Origin of the sequence: Psychrobacter sp. CLB018, assembly GCF_041222815.1 — a bacterium.
GTDB classification, from domain to species: Bacteria; Pseudomonadota; Gammaproteobacteria; order Pseudomonadales; family Moraxellaceae; genus Psychrobacter; species Psychrobacter faecalis.
The window spans coordinates 2,537,627-2,551,217 of the sequence record NZ_CP166085.1 but is presented as its reverse complement, the minus strand read 5'-3'; the positions used below and the strand labels follow the sequence as shown (position 1 = coordinate 2,551,217).

The following is a 13,591-nucleotide window of genomic DNA, read 5'->3' as shown; positions in this document are numbered from 1 at the left end:
ACCATGAAAAATACTGAAAATCTGGTTGTTGTCCATTTAAGTGCCACGGCAGTCTATGTCGTTATTGGTAATGTTGTGTCTGCAAAAGACATACGTATTATGGGTGTGGGGCAAGTTAAAAATAACGACTTCTATCAAGGTCAGATAAAGCATCGCGAACGCTTACAAGGCGCTATCAGACAAGCGATTCAAGAAGCTGAAGACACTGCCAATTGCCGCGTGCATAGCGTTTGGCTGACCTTAGCGACTCCTGAGCTGTTAAGTAAAAACAGTGCCGGAGATGTTAGGGTAGAAGACGAAGTTGTCCGTGCCCAAGATATGGTGCAAGCGTTATCCAATGCTAAGTCACAAGATTTGTCGCCTGATTATTATTTGATGCATTGTTGCCAACAAGGTATTTATATCGACAATCAAGAGTTTATGGTTGACGATGCCATTGACATGGTCGCCCACAATATCACCGTCATGTATCATATGATGATGATGCCTGTCTCTAGCCGTCAGAATATTCAAAAACTTTTGCAAAGCTGTGACGTCGGTATCGACCACATTGTTTTTGATGCGGTGACCAGCGCAGAATATAGCTTGATGCCCGATGAGCGCCAGCAAGGGGTTTGTTTGGTCGATATTGGTGCCAGTACCACCAGTATTTGCGTCTATAAAGAAAATAAGCTGATTTTTACCCATTGTATTGCCACGGGTAGCCATGAAGTGACGATGGACATTTCAGCCGATGTTGGTATCTCAATGATAGAAGCTGAGCGCCTTAAAAAAACGCACGGCACGGTCGATGTCAATAGCGTCGATCCCAGCTCGTTCTTTCTTTTTAAGCCGCAAGGCTCAGGTGACGAGATTAATATCGGTACTTATAATCTAGCGCGCATTATCGAAGCGCGCTATGAGCAAATATTTACCGAAGTGGTACGCCAATTACACGACGCCGACTTGTTAGGCTATATTGATAAAGGGTTGGTACTCTCAGGCGGCGGCAGTTCTATTAAAGGCATGATACCTTTTGCCAAAAAATTGCTAAAAATGCCAGTAGTATTGACCAATACCCATCCTGCGATTAGCGCTTATAATCACTTTGACAATGATGAATCGTTCAAACAGCTGAATATGCAGGTCAATGATCGCGCTTATCAAACCGCATTTGGTACCTTACTATATAGTCAGAGCGAGCAATTTCGTCGTAGTGAAAAAAGTGAGCCAGAAGCGATTCAAAAAAGTCGCGTGAAGGGTGTTTTTCAAAGTGCCGGACAACGTTTTGCCAGTGTACTCAAAAAGATATTATAATTCTGCTGGCAAATTTGCTTCTGTTAAGCGTTAAGCAGAGAAGAGTAAGTCACAGCATAATAAGCAAACAGATTAATAGCAGCACCCTGTACCATAACGGCATACATTGGCAACGCATGACTATTTAAGCCATTGCCCTGTTTTAATTAAATACGTTTATATATAGTAAGTCGATAGCGCGCCCTATGAGTGTGTTACTACGTATCGACCATCACGCTATCTGCAACTGGAGAAATCTTTTTATGTCAAAATACACCATGCCAGATGATAATCAGCTTCAAAGTAACGGCCAGGCAAGCTTCACTGTATTCGGTGTGGGCGGCGGCGGCGGTAATGCGGTTGAGCATATGGTACAACAAGGGATTAGAGGTGTAACATTTGTCTGTGCCAATACCGATAAACAAGCGCTCGATCGTCTTACAGCGCCGCATAAATTGCAGCTTGGTGCCAAAACCAACCGCGGTCTTGGCGCAGGGGCAAACCCAGAAGTCGGCCGTGAAGCGGCAGAAGCAGATGAAGAAGCCATCCGTGCGTTACTCGAGCATTCAGATATGGTGTTCATTACCGCAGGTATGGGCGGTGGTACAGGTACGGGTGCGGCGCCAGTGGTTGCGCGTATTGCCAAAGAAATGGAAGTCTTGACTGTAGCGGTTGTGACGACGCCGTTTAAGTTTGAAGGTGGTAAGCGTATTAAGGCTGCCAAAGCAGGTATTGAGCAGTTGACCAATTTCGTTGACTCAATCATTACGATTCCTAATGATAAGCTTATGAGCGTCTACGGCAACATCTCTATGCAGGATGCTTTCAAAAAGGCCGATGACGTTTTATTGCATGCGGTACAAGGTATTGCAGAAACCATCGCTAGCGAAGGTATGATTAACATTGACTTTAATGACATTCGCACCGCAATGACTGCTAAAGGTCATGCTATGATGGGGATTGGACGTGCTAGTGGCGATGATCGTGCGCGTCAAGCAACCGAAAAAGCCATTAGATCGCCGTTACTTGATGATTTACGTTTAGAGAATGCCAAAGGCTTACTCGTTAACGTTATTTCATCTGAGTCATTATCACTCGATGAGATGAGCAAAATCAGTGTTATCGTTGAAGAAATCACCGATATCGACGATGCCCATATTTTCTACGGCTCTGTTATTGATGAAAAAATGGGTGATGATTTGCATGTGACGGTTATCGCAACGGGTCTGACCTTAGATGAAAATGCGGGTCAAGAGCCTGAAGTCGTGGAGCAGCCAGTACCTTCTGTTAATAGTACCCAGCCTGTTGATCCGAACTTGCATACCAGTGCGCTAAACAGCCAAAAGCAAGCCCAAGCGCAGTATCAAGAAAGCCCCGTACGCGCAAATGTGACGCAAGAACAGCCTAAAACTAAAACCAACAGCATTCAAGACTACCTTAAGCGTCAACAGAATAAATAGTCTTTAACAAAGCAATCGTTAGATAGTTTGGATAAAAAAGCCAGTATTTCGATACTGGCTTTTTTGTTTTTTAAAAAAATAAAAAAATATAAGGTTGATGGTTAATAAATAGGCTTTAGTCATAATTTAGCTAAGATTGAGCATTTGTTACGTTATAAAAATAAACGTTAAAATAATGACGATAAGTGTTATCAATCAAAGAGATAAGCAAATTAACGCTTTTTAGCGCTAGCGAAATAGGGTCGGGTAATGCTACACTATGGCAATTGTAACAAAATATGTGAGAAGACAGCCATGAACCAACGAACCATAAAAACAGCAATAGCCGTTACAGGTACTGGTCTTCATAGTGGTCAACCTGTTGACTTAGAGTTTCATCCGCAGCCTATTAATACTGGCATTATTTTTGAGCGTTCTGATATAGCAGGTAGCGAACCGATTCCTGCCAGTGCCTTTTTGGTACAAGATACCATGATGTCATCGAATCTAGTATTTGGTGGCACGCGTGTGGGTACCGTTGAGCATCTGCTCAGTGCGATAGCAGGGCTTGGGGTTGATAATCTATTAATTCGCGTGTCAGCGTCGGAGATACCGATTATGGACGGTAGCGCCGCGCCATTTGTAGGTTTGCTGCTGCAAGCAGGTTTCTGTGAACAAGAAGCAGCAAAGCGCTTTATTAAAATTGTACGTCCTGTCCGCGTCAAAGTTGACGACAAATGGGCAGAGCTGCGTCCTTATGACGGCTTTGAGTTAAATTTCGAGATTGATTTTGACCATCCTGCTATTAATAAAGATTTTCAGCATGCACAATTGCAGTTCTCGACGCAAAATTTTATTGAACAATTAAGCTCAGCGCGTACTTTTGGTTTTTTACGAGATATCGAGGCTCTACGCCAAAATAACTTGGCGTTAGGTGGCAGTATGGACAATGCGATTGTTATTGATGATGCCAATATTCTTAATGAAGAGGGGCTACGTTTTAATGATGAATTCGTGCGTCATAAAATTCTCGATGCTTTAGGCGATTTATACCTCATTGGCTATCCTATTTTAGGCCGTTTTAATGCTTATAAATCTGGTCATGCATTAAACAACATGTTGGTACGCGAGATATTATCCGATCCTAGTAACTTTGAAATTGTAACTTTTGATGACAATGTAAGTTGTCCTATCGAATATTTACCTTTGAATCGTATAACAGTCGAAGGATAAATACACGAATATACACGAAGTATCGAAACATTTACGCAATATTACATAACTTGGTTATAAGCAGTACTAAATAATATTCATTTAAATAGATATTTTCTCATCTATTTTTGAAAAAATGAGCTACAACTTCGATAGAATAAAAGCTGTAGGAGATAAAAAAATCATCTGTCAGTACGGTTCACATTATGAATCACACTGACAGATGATTTTTTTTGTTTGTAAGATTACAAAAACGCAGCTTTATCCGGGTCGAATATGGGTCTAGTTTACATAACTTTACATAGCAAACCGTACTTTTTTAGGAATTAATTAAGCGCAAAAGTGCATTTTTAAGATTTTTATCGGTGGTGACATGCTCTGCAGCCTGTGATATAGTCCGCTTTGTGTTTTGGCTAAGGGCCTGATTTTCATGGGCTTTACGAGGCTTTGATGAGGTCGCTGATAACGCTTTTGATGATTTAGAATAATTATTATGAGCGGGAATATTGGCTACGACGACGCGAATTTGCTTGAGTTGTTTAAATGTAATCGACTGCTCTGTTAATACCTGCAAATAGGCGTTCTGTAAATAGCGAATATGATTGGCAGCGGTTATCGAGCCCACACTGAGTATAAGTTGCTCAGCGGTTAAGCCCACGACCCAGCAGTTATTGAGGATTTCCTCAGGTAGACAATCTACCAAAAGCTCTTTTACCTCGGTCGTTGCTTGTAGATATAAACGCATATTGTCAGCAAGAGTTTGTGGTAGTGCGCTACCGGCAAAAGCTTGATGATCAATCAGTTTAGCAAGTCGGTTAGGTTGTTTCTTTGACATCGTAAACACTCATCTTCTAGGTGACAGCAGCGATATTCATCATAAACAGCGAGCTTTTGTACTACGGATTTTATCATGTTTATTTCATGGTCATCTTCCCTAAATTAATTCATGCTTTGTCACGGACGGCGAGCAATCCTGTATTTACAATAGGTAGTAAATTTATGAAACAAGCTTTATTAATTTTGTCAGTATTGGGAATGGGTATAGCACAGACGAGTGGTGCTGTCGAAACAACCTTTCAACCAAATAATACCTTGAGTCATACCATTACAAATATCTCTACTTCTGCGAACTACGGTTCAAGTCGCAATATCTATAGCACCAATAGCGGTGCTTATGTTTCTAGCAATGACGAAATCAGCCAAGCGATTGACAATCTTAGTGCGCATGCAAAACAGAAAGAATATCAGCTTGCTTCGCTAACCAGCCGCTTATCTTATGAGCAGCGTCAGCAGCAAGCAAAATCAGTACCTGATCGTTATTCTGCTCCTGCTATCGCCGCCGCCAATGCGTCACGCGTTGCGCGCTCAAGCAGCACAGGTTACTGTGCCCGTTACGTCCGTAAAGCATTACAATCAGCAGGTTACGAGTTTACGCCAAATCCGTCAGCCTATCAGTATGCCTCTCGTGGTACGCTAGCCCAAGCTGGCTTTGCTAAGATTAGTAATAATACACAGCCACAAGTAGGCGATGTTGTGGTTTATGATCGCAGCTCAAAGCATCCGCATGGTCATATTCAAATCTTTGATGGCAATGATTGGGTATCTGACTTCCGCCAGAGTAGCATCAGCCCATATAGCGGTGTATACAGTTATACCACTTGGCGCGATTCTAAATACGTTGACGATGCATCGAACCGCGGTATCTATCTTGCTATGGCTGACTAATCAGCAAGCGTGAAATAACGATTATAGATTTTAGAATTCAGTGTTTTCTCCGAACCCAGTAATGCTCTTGATGGCATTACTGGTTTTTTTTTGCTCTAAAGCATGAGAATAAAAGGTAAATATGATTAAAGAATAGAATGAGGTTTGAGCATTGCCACTTTTTCATCAAATACTGACCAATACTGCGTGTCGTGAAAATCGGGCGGGGCGGCGTGATTGGGCGCGAAATATAACGCCGTCTTACCGAATTTAGTATCAAAGCTTAAAATCACACAAGGATGGATGTATTCAATGCCAATCTCATCGTTGGTAGTCTGTATTTGGGATAATTGGTTTAATGATAAATAAAAGCTACGCTCGAAATGATAAGTTTTAGCGCCAGCTATTAATGGACCATTAAAAGAGGAGGTTGGCATCGAACCCGATTGCAGCGCTGCGTTGTCAGCGGCGTTACTCACTGAGAAGGGAGGAGCTGTCCAATTAATAGAAGCCCGTGTTTGCCCATTTCCTTGTAACAGCGGCGTTGGCGGTAATGTCGCAGGCTTACGATAGTCGGCAAATTGATAAAGCGCATAACGGCCGTCAGGACTGGCGTTAATTTCCATATAAGGATTTGTTTTGTTATTATTTTCATTTATCGAAACGGCGCTGTTTATCAACTTGCCTGCTAAAAAGCACTCAAGACAAGTCTGCTCCCATAAATAATCTGCAAAACCCACTTGTTCAGCTTGCCATGTTGGCCAGTACAATTGCGCTGCTAACGATTTAAGCGGTAACGTGATGCAGTAATCAAGCTGTAATTGCCATTCTGTAGGCTGGGCAATGACAGCCCTATTGACCAAAGTTGCGACCACTTCTATTTGAATGCTTTTTAAGTCTCCTATGGTGACACCTAGCTGCTCGGCATCAGCGGCTAGCGTATCAGTTGCTAAGCATAAATTAAAAATTTGGCTCATAGGTCGATAATATCCAGAGTTTAATAACAGTAGCGCATTATGATACTTGTAGTATTTTATTTAAACTGACTATAAATAGCATAAAAGCCGCGAGCAAATGCAGCGCGGCTTTTATTCAATAAGATAGAACATAAGCTAAAATTAAATAGGTAGCTTATTTATTGGGCGTGACGCGCAAGGTTTGACAGCTTTGGATTGGCGTTTGGGTTTTGACGCAGTAACAGTGCCATACGGCCAATTGAGTGTATCAAAGTCGCATTAGCCGCTGCGGCAAGCTCAGCGCCAATGACATCGCGCTCTTCTTTGCTGCCAGCTGGCAATTTTACTTTGATAAGTTCATGATCGGTCAAAGCACGATCAATCTCTTCAGCGATACTTGGGGTAATGCCTTTATTGCCAATCATAACAATCGGTTTTAGGTCATGACCAATGCCTTTTAGGCGTTTAACGGTAGCGTTATCGAGTTGCATACTATTCCTAGATGTTGGTAAAAATAAAAGCAGGTACTATTGCGAGCAGATAATGACCATTATAGATAATCTATGGTCACCTTGCATGAGATCAGCAGGATTTTGCACGATTTTACGTGATGAAAATGTTAAACTGAAAGTATGAGTACATTATAAACGCTACAGGTTTATAAAGCAGTGTTTTTGCCAAGAGAATTTCGCGGTTAAAGGGTAATGAGACAGATACAAGATTTCGTTGTTCAGCACTAGCGTAATCATATGCTGATAAAAGCGCTTTTATAGATAATTAGTAGACACTTATTAAAATTGTCATAAATAACCCCTTTATAAACCGCCAGTCGTGTTTTACAAACGATGTATTTGCAAGCAGGTATATTACCAGACAATAGGAGCAGTCATTTTGGTCACGCGTATTGAAAATAAAAAATTGTCAAAAAGTAGTAGTGCTTGGATGCAAGAGCATATTGACGATCCTTATGTGAAAAAAGCCCAAAAAGATGGCTACCGTGCCCGCGCTGCTTATAAATTGCTGGAGATAAATGAGAAAACCAACCTGATTAAAAAAGGCATGACCGTCGTTGACTTGGGCAGTGCGCCCGGCAGTTGGTCGCAAGTCGCTGGCAAATTGGTCGGTGAAAAAGGCGTCTTGATTGCCTCTGATATACTGCCGATGGATACTTTGCCCGATGTGACCTTTATTCAGGGTGATTTTCGTGAGGCAGATGTGTTCGAGCGTATCATGGCAGAAGTCGGCAACCGAAAGGTCGATGTGGTGCTATCGGATATGGCACCTAATACCGCTGGTAACAGTGCCATTGATCAGCCGCGCATGATGTATTTATGCGAGCTGGCGGTCGATTTCGCGCTGGCAACCTTACCCGAAGGTGGCGCGCTTATTATGAAAGTGTTTCAAGGCGAGGGTACGCAAGAATTACGCAAGCAGATGCAGGCGGATTTTAGTAAAATTCGTAGTATCAAACCGGGTGCTTCACGACCACGCTCAAAAGAGATGTTTTGGATTGCCATTAAGTAGTAGGTCGTTTAACTATTTAATAAAAAGGTTTTAACGTCAAGCAGTTGCGCAAATCATCCATCCTATAAAGTGTGATAAAAGGTCACCATAAAGGCTATGGTTAATGAGCGTAAAAACGCTACAATCCGTTAACTGAATAAATGTGATTGCTGCTTGAATTATACAGGTTAGCACCACATATCATGATATATTAACTTTGTTTTAAATCTATATTTTTACATCTACGTATCAAGCCTATGTTTTAAGCAAAGTCGTCTGAGAGTAAACGCTTTAACCGCTCAGTTATTCATTTTAGTTCGTTTATTTATTATTTTGCTCAGGTTTTTAGAGTCATTAAATCTAAGTAAAAATAATAATTTGCAGCTAGGCATTGAATAGTGAGACATACGTTTATATATAGACGTCACGTGTTTAGTAAACACACCAATAAGTAAGGGATGGGAATAACTAGTGAGCGACATGGTAAAAAATACCTTATTGTGGCTGGTGGTGATCGGTGTTTTAGTGCTGGTGTTTAGCGGCTTTGACAAATCATCTGAGCCGGATAATCTTAACTACTCGGAGTTCGTGACCGCCGTGTCAGAAAACCAAGTAGCCAGTGTTGAAATCGATGGCGAGCAAATCACCGGCGAGAAGAAAAATGGTTCATCATTTGAGACCATTCGTCCAGCTGTGACTGATGATCAGCTGATGCCACTATTGCGCGAAAACCAAGTTGAAGTTCAGGGCACCGCGCCTAAGCGTCAAAGTGTTTTGATGCAACTGCTAATAGCCAGTTTCCCAATTTTATTGATTATTGGTCTGTTTTTATTCTTTATGCGTAATATGCAGGGCGGTGCTGGCGGCAAAGGCGGCGGTCCAATGAGCTTTGGCAAATCAAAAGCCAAAATGCTGACCGAAGACCAAATCAAGGTGAACTTTGATGACGTTGCTGGCTGTGAAGAAGCCAAAGAAGAAGTCGTCGAGGTTGTTGAGTTTTTACGCGACCCTGATAAATTTACTAAGCTTGGCGCGACGATTCCACGTGGAATCTTAATGGTTGGTCCTCCAGGTACGGGTAAAACACTATTGGCAAGAGCCATTGCTGGTGAAGCCAAAGTACCCTTCTTCTCGATTTCAGGTTCTGACTTTGTTGAGATGTTTGTCGGTGTTGGTGCCTCACGTGTGCGGGATATGTTTGAGCAAGCGAAGAAGAGCGCGCCTTGTATTATCTTTATTGATGAGATTGATGCGGTCGGTCGTCATCGTGGCTCTGGTATGGGCGGCGGTAACGACGAGCGCGAGCAGACATTGAACCAATTATTGGTTGAAATGGATGGTTTTGAAGGTAACGAAGGCGTTATTGTCATCGCGGCAACTAACCGTGCAGATGTCCTTGATAAAGCATTATTGCGCCCAGGTCGTTTTGACCGTCAGGTGCAAGTAGGTCTGCCCGATATTAAAGGTCGCGAGCAAATCCTAAAAGTGCATCTACGCAAATTACCAAATACTATTGGTGTTGATGCCCATGCATTGGCACGTGGTACGCCGGGCTTCAGTGGTGCGCAGCTTGCCAACCTTGTTAACGAAGCGGCGTTATTTGCCGCGCGTCGTAACAAACGTAGCGTTGATATGAATGACTTTGAAGACGCAAAAGACAAGCTATATATGGGTCCTGAGCGCAAATCTATGGTTATCCGTGAAGAAGAGCGCCGCGCGACAGCCTATCATGAAGCGGGTCACGCGTTGGTTGCAGAATTGCTACCAGGCACCGATCCTGTTCATAAAGTGACGATTATGCCGCGTGGCTTTGCCCTTGGTGTGACTTGGCAGCTACCTGAGCATGATCAGACCAGCATGTATAAATCAAAAATGCTTAACGATATTGCGATATTGTTTGGTGGCCGTATTGCTGAAGAAGTCTTTATCAATCAAATGTCAACGGGCGCTTCAAACGACTTTGAACGTGCGACCAAAATGGCACGCGCGATGGTAACCAAATATGGTATGTCAGATGCGCTAGGCATCATGGTTTACGAAGACGATGATAGCTCACAAGGTTACTTTGGTGGTGGCGGTCGGACGATCTCGGAAGCCACGCAGCAAAAAGTTGATGAAGAAGTACGCCGTATGCTAGAAGAGCAATACGATATCGCCCGCGAATTGATTGAAGGCAATCAAGACAAAATGCATGCGATGGTAGATGCGCTGATGAAATGGGAAACCATTGACCGCGATCAGTTGCAGGATATTTTGGCAGGTGAAGAGCCTCGTCCGCCAAGAGTCTATCAGCCTAATGAAGTAGACTTATCGAAAACTGATATTAAACCGACGAACTCTACACCGCCGCCATTACCAGCGATGTAGTTTCTCGTTTATTACAATCTCATAGATAGTCGATAAAAAGCCCTTTTTGATAAAGGGCTTTTTTGTGGGCGTCATTTGACGAAGGCTTTAGGACGGAATAAGATTTGCTGCTATCATGGACGTTTATAATCTTAAACAGTGTAAATACCGCTAACACAGTTCTTTAAAATACAATTTATAATGGATAAGTTATGTCATTATTCCAGCATTTACCCAGCTATAAAGTAACGAGCCGCGATAAAACTTTAGATTTATCACAGCCGCATATTATGGGGATCTTAAACGTCACACCTGATTCCTTTTCTGATGGCGGACGGTTTACTGCGATTGATAGCGCCATCATTCACGCTAAAGACATGATAGGCGCGGGTGCAACCATTATTGATATTGGCGGTGAGTCTACGCGGCCCAATGCCGCTGCTGTGTCTACCGAAGAAGAAGTGCAGCGTGTCGTGCCAGTCGTCAAAGCGATTCGCCAACAGCTAGGTAGTCTAAACAAGGATATTTGGTTATCTATTGATACCAGTAATCCTATCGTTATGCAGGCAGCGTTTGAAGCGGGCGCTGATATTTGGAATGATGTTCGCGCGCTGAAGCGTGAAGGCGCAGCAGAGATGGCAGCTAAGCTTGATATTCCTGTCATGCTGATGCACATGCGCGGTGAGCCTACGACGATGAACAATCTTGCTCAGTATGATGATGTGATTAAAGAAGTCAGTACCGAGCTAACAGCGCGTATCGCTGAAGTGACAAACGCGGGCATCAAGCGCGAAAAAATCATTATCGATCCAGGTTTTGGCTTTGCAAAAAACTATGAGCATCATTGTGCGTTATTAAGTCAGCTCGAACGTCTGCAAACGCTCGGATTGCCAATGATGTTTGGTATTTCACGTAAGCGTTTTTTAGCTGAAGTATTAAGCAAAAGCGGAGTCGAAGCGTTTGCCAATACTCAAGCGCTAGAGCGTGACGCGGTAGGAACGGCGGCGGGGATTTTTGCACTACAACAGGGCGCTAGTATTATCCGCACCCATAATGTCGCTATGATGCAGCAAGCGGTGACGCTATGGCAGCAATTATCGGCGTATAATCAAAGCTGATAGGCTAATAGCTTTTTATAAGCTGGCTGTTGCTAGATTGCCTTTTATAGACGAGGCTTTTATAAGCACGGCTGACTCCTGTTATTTATTAATCTTACTATTTATTTAACGTCTATTTAGTTAAATACCATTTAAACCTATGGGAATATTTTTATGACGATTAGCAATCAACCAGAGCCAAACAAGCAACCAGAACCCACCCTCGAGCAACGCCGCATTATTTATCAAGCACGCCGTGGCTTAAAAGAATTGGACTTTTATATTGATCCTTATATTAAAGAGTTATATTTAACTGCCGACCCGAGTGAACAGGCGACTTTCGCAGAAATGCTGACCCATGAAGACCCAGATTTATTGGATTATTTTACCAACCAAAGCCGTCCAGAAAATGCAGCGATATGGGATTTGGTTAATAAAATTAAAACATGGCGTCATAGTAAAAGTTAAACGTAACCATTAAGGTTTTTTCAAAGTACCAGCCTTTTAGATAGAGGCTTTGAATACATAAAATCCTGCTTGGATGCTAACGATGACATTGCTAAGCTCCTTACGTATCGACGCGCCAATCCAGCCTGCGAGCCGTATACGTTTGATGTTTTATCTGCTTTTGGTCAGTGCGCTGCTGATATTGGCAGCGCTTGCGTCATTGGCGTTGTGGCAGTATGTACTCATATTGATTGTAAGTGCCGCTGCCCTAAGCTATTTAGCGCTATCGCGACCGATTTTACTGCATCTAAGCCAGCCGCCCTTAAATAAGAGCATCTATCAACATTGGCAACTTCTGATGCGGAGCAGTCGCGGCGATAACTTGTGGCAAGCTGAGCTGGTCGCAGTCAGCAGCTATTCTTGGGTGATATGCTTTAAATTTTTATTGTCAAAGAACCTTATCAGCGCCCTTTAGCAGTCGCGATATTTCGGGATCAAGTCAGCGCCGAGCAATGGCGCAAATTGTCTATTTTAGCCAATAGCGTTTCTGCTAAAATGGCGTAAATAAAGACCACGCGTTAAGAAAATAATACAAGTAGCGTCATCTATATGGTGCAATTCTTTATATATCTTTTCCTACCTCTCATTTCATCCTTTCAATCACTAACATGCCGCTACATGCCATAACAAAACGTCTATCTAGGCTAAGTAAGGGTTTTGCTATAGTAATCATAATCGTCAAAATCTTATTTGTTTTATTATTTAAGGATTTGCCATATCCGTGGCGAATAGATTTTTAGATGAGTAAAGAAGATCAGATATTTGACGATACATTATTTATAATAAAAGGACGATATCATGAGCTTATTAGGAAACTTAGTCAGCCAAGTGGCGCGCAGTGCGATGGACCCAGAGGATAGACAACGCAACCCGGTCAACCAACGTATTAATCCACGCCGCACCGGTGGTTTAGGCGATATATTGGGCAGTGTATTAGGTGGTGGCACCCAGCCAAGTGGCTACAATCCACAGCAGTATGAGCGCCGCAGTGATAATGGTTTTGGTTTAGATGACATCATCGGCGGGCTTACGGGCGCAAACCAGCGCGGCGGTATGAGTGCAGGCGCGGGTGGACTTGGCGATATTTTAGGTAGCGTCTTAAGTGGTCAAATGGGTGGCGGTCGAACCTCGCGCGCGGGATTTGGTGGTAAAGGTATGCTGATCGCTGCATTGATGCCGATGGTACTCAGTTGGATCAAACGCAATGGTGGTTTGAGTGGCGCTTTATCAAAAATCACTGGCATGGGTTACGAGAATCAAGCGCGTTCTTGGATGAGTAACCAAGAGGTCAATGATAATCTTGATCCTAATGAGATTACCCGTCTATTTGATGAAAGTGAGATTCAGCAGGTAGCGGCGCATACCGGCGCAAATGAGATGGAAGTTCACCAAGGTCTGGCTGAGCTACTGCCTGAGGTTATGAACCAATTAACGCCAAATGGCAATTTGGAAAATGAACCTGAAGCCAATGAAGAGATTGACCAAATTATCAATCAGTTATCAAATCGATTAGGCACATTAAAGTAAAATAATTGTCCTTTATAAATCTTCC

The 13,591-nt window shown here is 42.8% G+C and carries 13 protein-coding genes; 10 read left to right on the top strand and 3 right to left on the bottom strand.

Annotated elements, in window-relative coordinates; translation table 11 throughout:
• The first annotated feature begins 3 nt into the window (after positions 1-3).
• From ftsA to lpxC, 3 genes are all read left to right on the top strand, one after another.
• A complete protein-coding gene (gene ftsA, locus AB8P72_RS10830; RefSeq protein WP_197488851.1) occupies positions 4-1,296 on the top strand; it encodes a cell division protein FtsA in 1,293 nt (430 codons plus the stop codon).
• Positions 1,297-1,538: 242 nt separating this feature from the next.
• The gene (gene ftsZ, locus AB8P72_RS10825; protein ID WP_068403791.1) at positions 1,539-2,735 is read left to right on the top strand and encodes a cell division protein FtsZ; all 1,197 of its coding nucleotides are present in this window, start codon (positions 1,539-1,541) and stop codon (positions 2,733-2,735) included.
• A gap of 294 nt (positions 2,736-3,029) precedes the next feature.
• Positions 3,030-3,947, top strand: a complete 918-nt coding sequence (gene lpxC / locus AB8P72_RS10820) for a UDP-3-O-acyl-N-acetylglucosamine deacetylase (RefSeq protein WP_068403793.1) — start codon at positions 3,030-3,032, stop codon at positions 3,945-3,947.
• 298 nt (positions 3,948-4,245) lie between these two features.
• Here lpxC and AB8P72_RS10815 read toward each other — a convergent pair whose 3' ends face one another.
• Positions 4,246-4,761, bottom strand: a complete 516-nt coding sequence (locus AB8P72_RS10815) for a hypothetical protein (protein WP_068403795.1) — start codon at positions 4,759-4,761, stop codon at positions 4,246-4,248.
• Positions 4,762-4,925: 164 nt separating this feature from the next.
• Here AB8P72_RS10815 and AB8P72_RS10810 point away from each other — a divergent pair, with 164 nt between their 5' ends.
• A complete protein-coding gene (locus AB8P72_RS10810; RefSeq protein WP_068403797.1) occupies positions 4,926-5,651 on the top strand; it encodes a CHAP domain-containing protein in 726 nt (241 codons plus the stop codon).
• A 125-nt stretch (positions 5,652-5,776) separates the two neighbouring features.
• On the opposite strand, the gene AB8P72_RS10805 is transcribed toward AB8P72_RS10810, so the two are convergent.
• Together AB8P72_RS10805 and AB8P72_RS10800 are read right to left on the bottom strand one after the other, a co-directional pair.
• Positions 5,777-6,607 carry a hypothetical protein gene (locus tag AB8P72_RS10805; RefSeq protein ID WP_068403799.1) on the bottom strand — a complete coding sequence of 277 codons (831 nt, stop codon included), beginning with the start codon at positions 6,605-6,607 and terminating at the stop codon, positions 5,777-5,779.
• Positions 6,608-6,765: 158 nt separating this feature from the next.
• Positions 6,766-7,077 (bottom strand): YhbY family RNA-binding protein, encoded by a 312-nt coding sequence (locus tag AB8P72_RS10800; protein WP_068403801.1) that lies wholly within the window; start codon positions 7,075-7,077, stop codon positions 6,766-6,768.
• A gap of 400 nt (positions 7,078-7,477) precedes the next feature.
• Here AB8P72_RS10800 and AB8P72_RS10795 point away from each other — a divergent pair, with 400 nt between their 5' ends.
• The 6 genes from AB8P72_RS10795 (at position 7,478) to AB8P72_RS10770 (ending at position 13,566) form a co-directional block, all read left to right on the top strand.
• Positions 7,478-8,110 (top strand): RlmE family RNA methyltransferase, encoded by a 633-nt coding sequence (locus tag AB8P72_RS10795; protein WP_305935806.1) that lies wholly within the window; start codon positions 7,478-7,480, stop codon positions 8,108-8,110.
• 450 nt (positions 8,111-8,560) lie between these two features.
• Positions 8,561-10,456 carry an ATP-dependent zinc metalloprotease FtsH gene (gene ftsH, locus AB8P72_RS10790; RefSeq protein ID WP_068403805.1) on the top strand — a complete coding sequence of 632 codons (1,896 nt, stop codon included), beginning with the start codon at positions 8,561-8,563 and terminating at the stop codon, positions 10,454-10,456.
• Between the two features lie 191 nt (positions 10,457-10,647).
• A complete protein-coding gene (gene folP, locus AB8P72_RS10785) occupies positions 10,648-11,553 on the top strand; it encodes a dihydropteroate synthase (protein ID WP_068403807.1) in 906 nt (301 codons plus the stop codon).
• 153 nt (positions 11,554-11,706) lie between these two features.
• Positions 11,707-12,000, top strand: a complete 294-nt coding sequence (locus AB8P72_RS10780) for a succinate dehydrogenase assembly factor 2 (RefSeq protein ID WP_068403808.1) — start codon at positions 11,707-11,709, stop codon at positions 11,998-12,000.
• A gap of 82 nt (positions 12,001-12,082) precedes the next feature.
• Entirely contained in the window at positions 12,083-12,454 is a 372-nt protein-coding gene (locus AB8P72_RS10775) for a hypothetical protein (protein WP_227514910.1), read from the top strand.
• Positions 12,455-12,837: 383 nt separating this feature from the next.
• Positions 12,838-13,566, top strand: coding sequence for a YidB family protein (locus AB8P72_RS10770; RefSeq protein WP_068403810.1), 729 nt, complete (start codon positions 12,838-12,840; stop codon positions 13,564-13,566).
• Positions 13,567-13,591 lie beyond the last annotated feature (25 nt).

What these genes read in the sequence shown, in the direction of transcription:
- ftsA (WP_197488851.1), top strand. Translation starts at nt 4, where the DNA reads ATGAAAAATACTGAAAATCTGGTTGTTGTCCATTTAAGTGCCACGGCA.
- AB8P72_RS10810 (WP_068403797.1), top strand. Translation starts at nt 4,926, where the DNA reads ATGAAACAAGCTTTATTAATTTTGTCAGTATTGGGAATGGGTATAGCA.
- AB8P72_RS10770 (WP_068403810.1), top strand. Translation starts at nt 12,838, where the DNA reads ATGAGCTTATTAGGAAACTTAGTCAGCCAAGTGGCGCGCAGTGCGATG.
- ftsZ (WP_068403791.1), top strand. Translation starts at nt 1,539, where the DNA reads ATGTCAAAATACACCATGCCAGATGATAATCAGCTTCAAAGTAACGGC.
- AB8P72_RS10805 (WP_068403799.1), bottom strand. Translation starts at nt 6,607, where the DNA reads ATGAGCCAAATTTTTAATTTATGCTTAGCAACTGATACGCTAGCCGCT.
- AB8P72_RS10800 (WP_068403801.1), bottom strand. Translation starts at nt 7,077, where the DNA reads ATGCAACTCGATAACGCTACCGTTAAACGCCTAAAAGGCATTGGTCAT.
- AB8P72_RS10775 (WP_227514910.1), top strand. Translation starts at nt 12,083, where the DNA reads ATGACATTGCTAAGCTCCTTACGTATCGACGCGCCAATCCAGCCTGCG.
- AB8P72_RS10815 (WP_068403795.1), bottom strand. Translation starts at nt 4,761, where the DNA reads ATGTCAAAGAAACAACCTAACCGACTTGCTAAACTGATTGATCATCAA.
- folP (WP_068403807.1), top strand. Translation starts at nt 10,648, where the DNA reads ATGTCATTATTCCAGCATTTACCCAGCTATAAAGTAACGAGCCGCGAT.
- lpxC (WP_068403793.1), top strand. Translation starts at nt 3,030, where the DNA reads ATGAACCAACGAACCATAAAAACAGCAATAGCCGTTACAGGTACTGGT.
- AB8P72_RS10780 (WP_068403808.1), top strand. Translation starts at nt 11,707, where the DNA reads ATGACGATTAGCAATCAACCAGAGCCAAACAAGCAACCAGAACCCACC.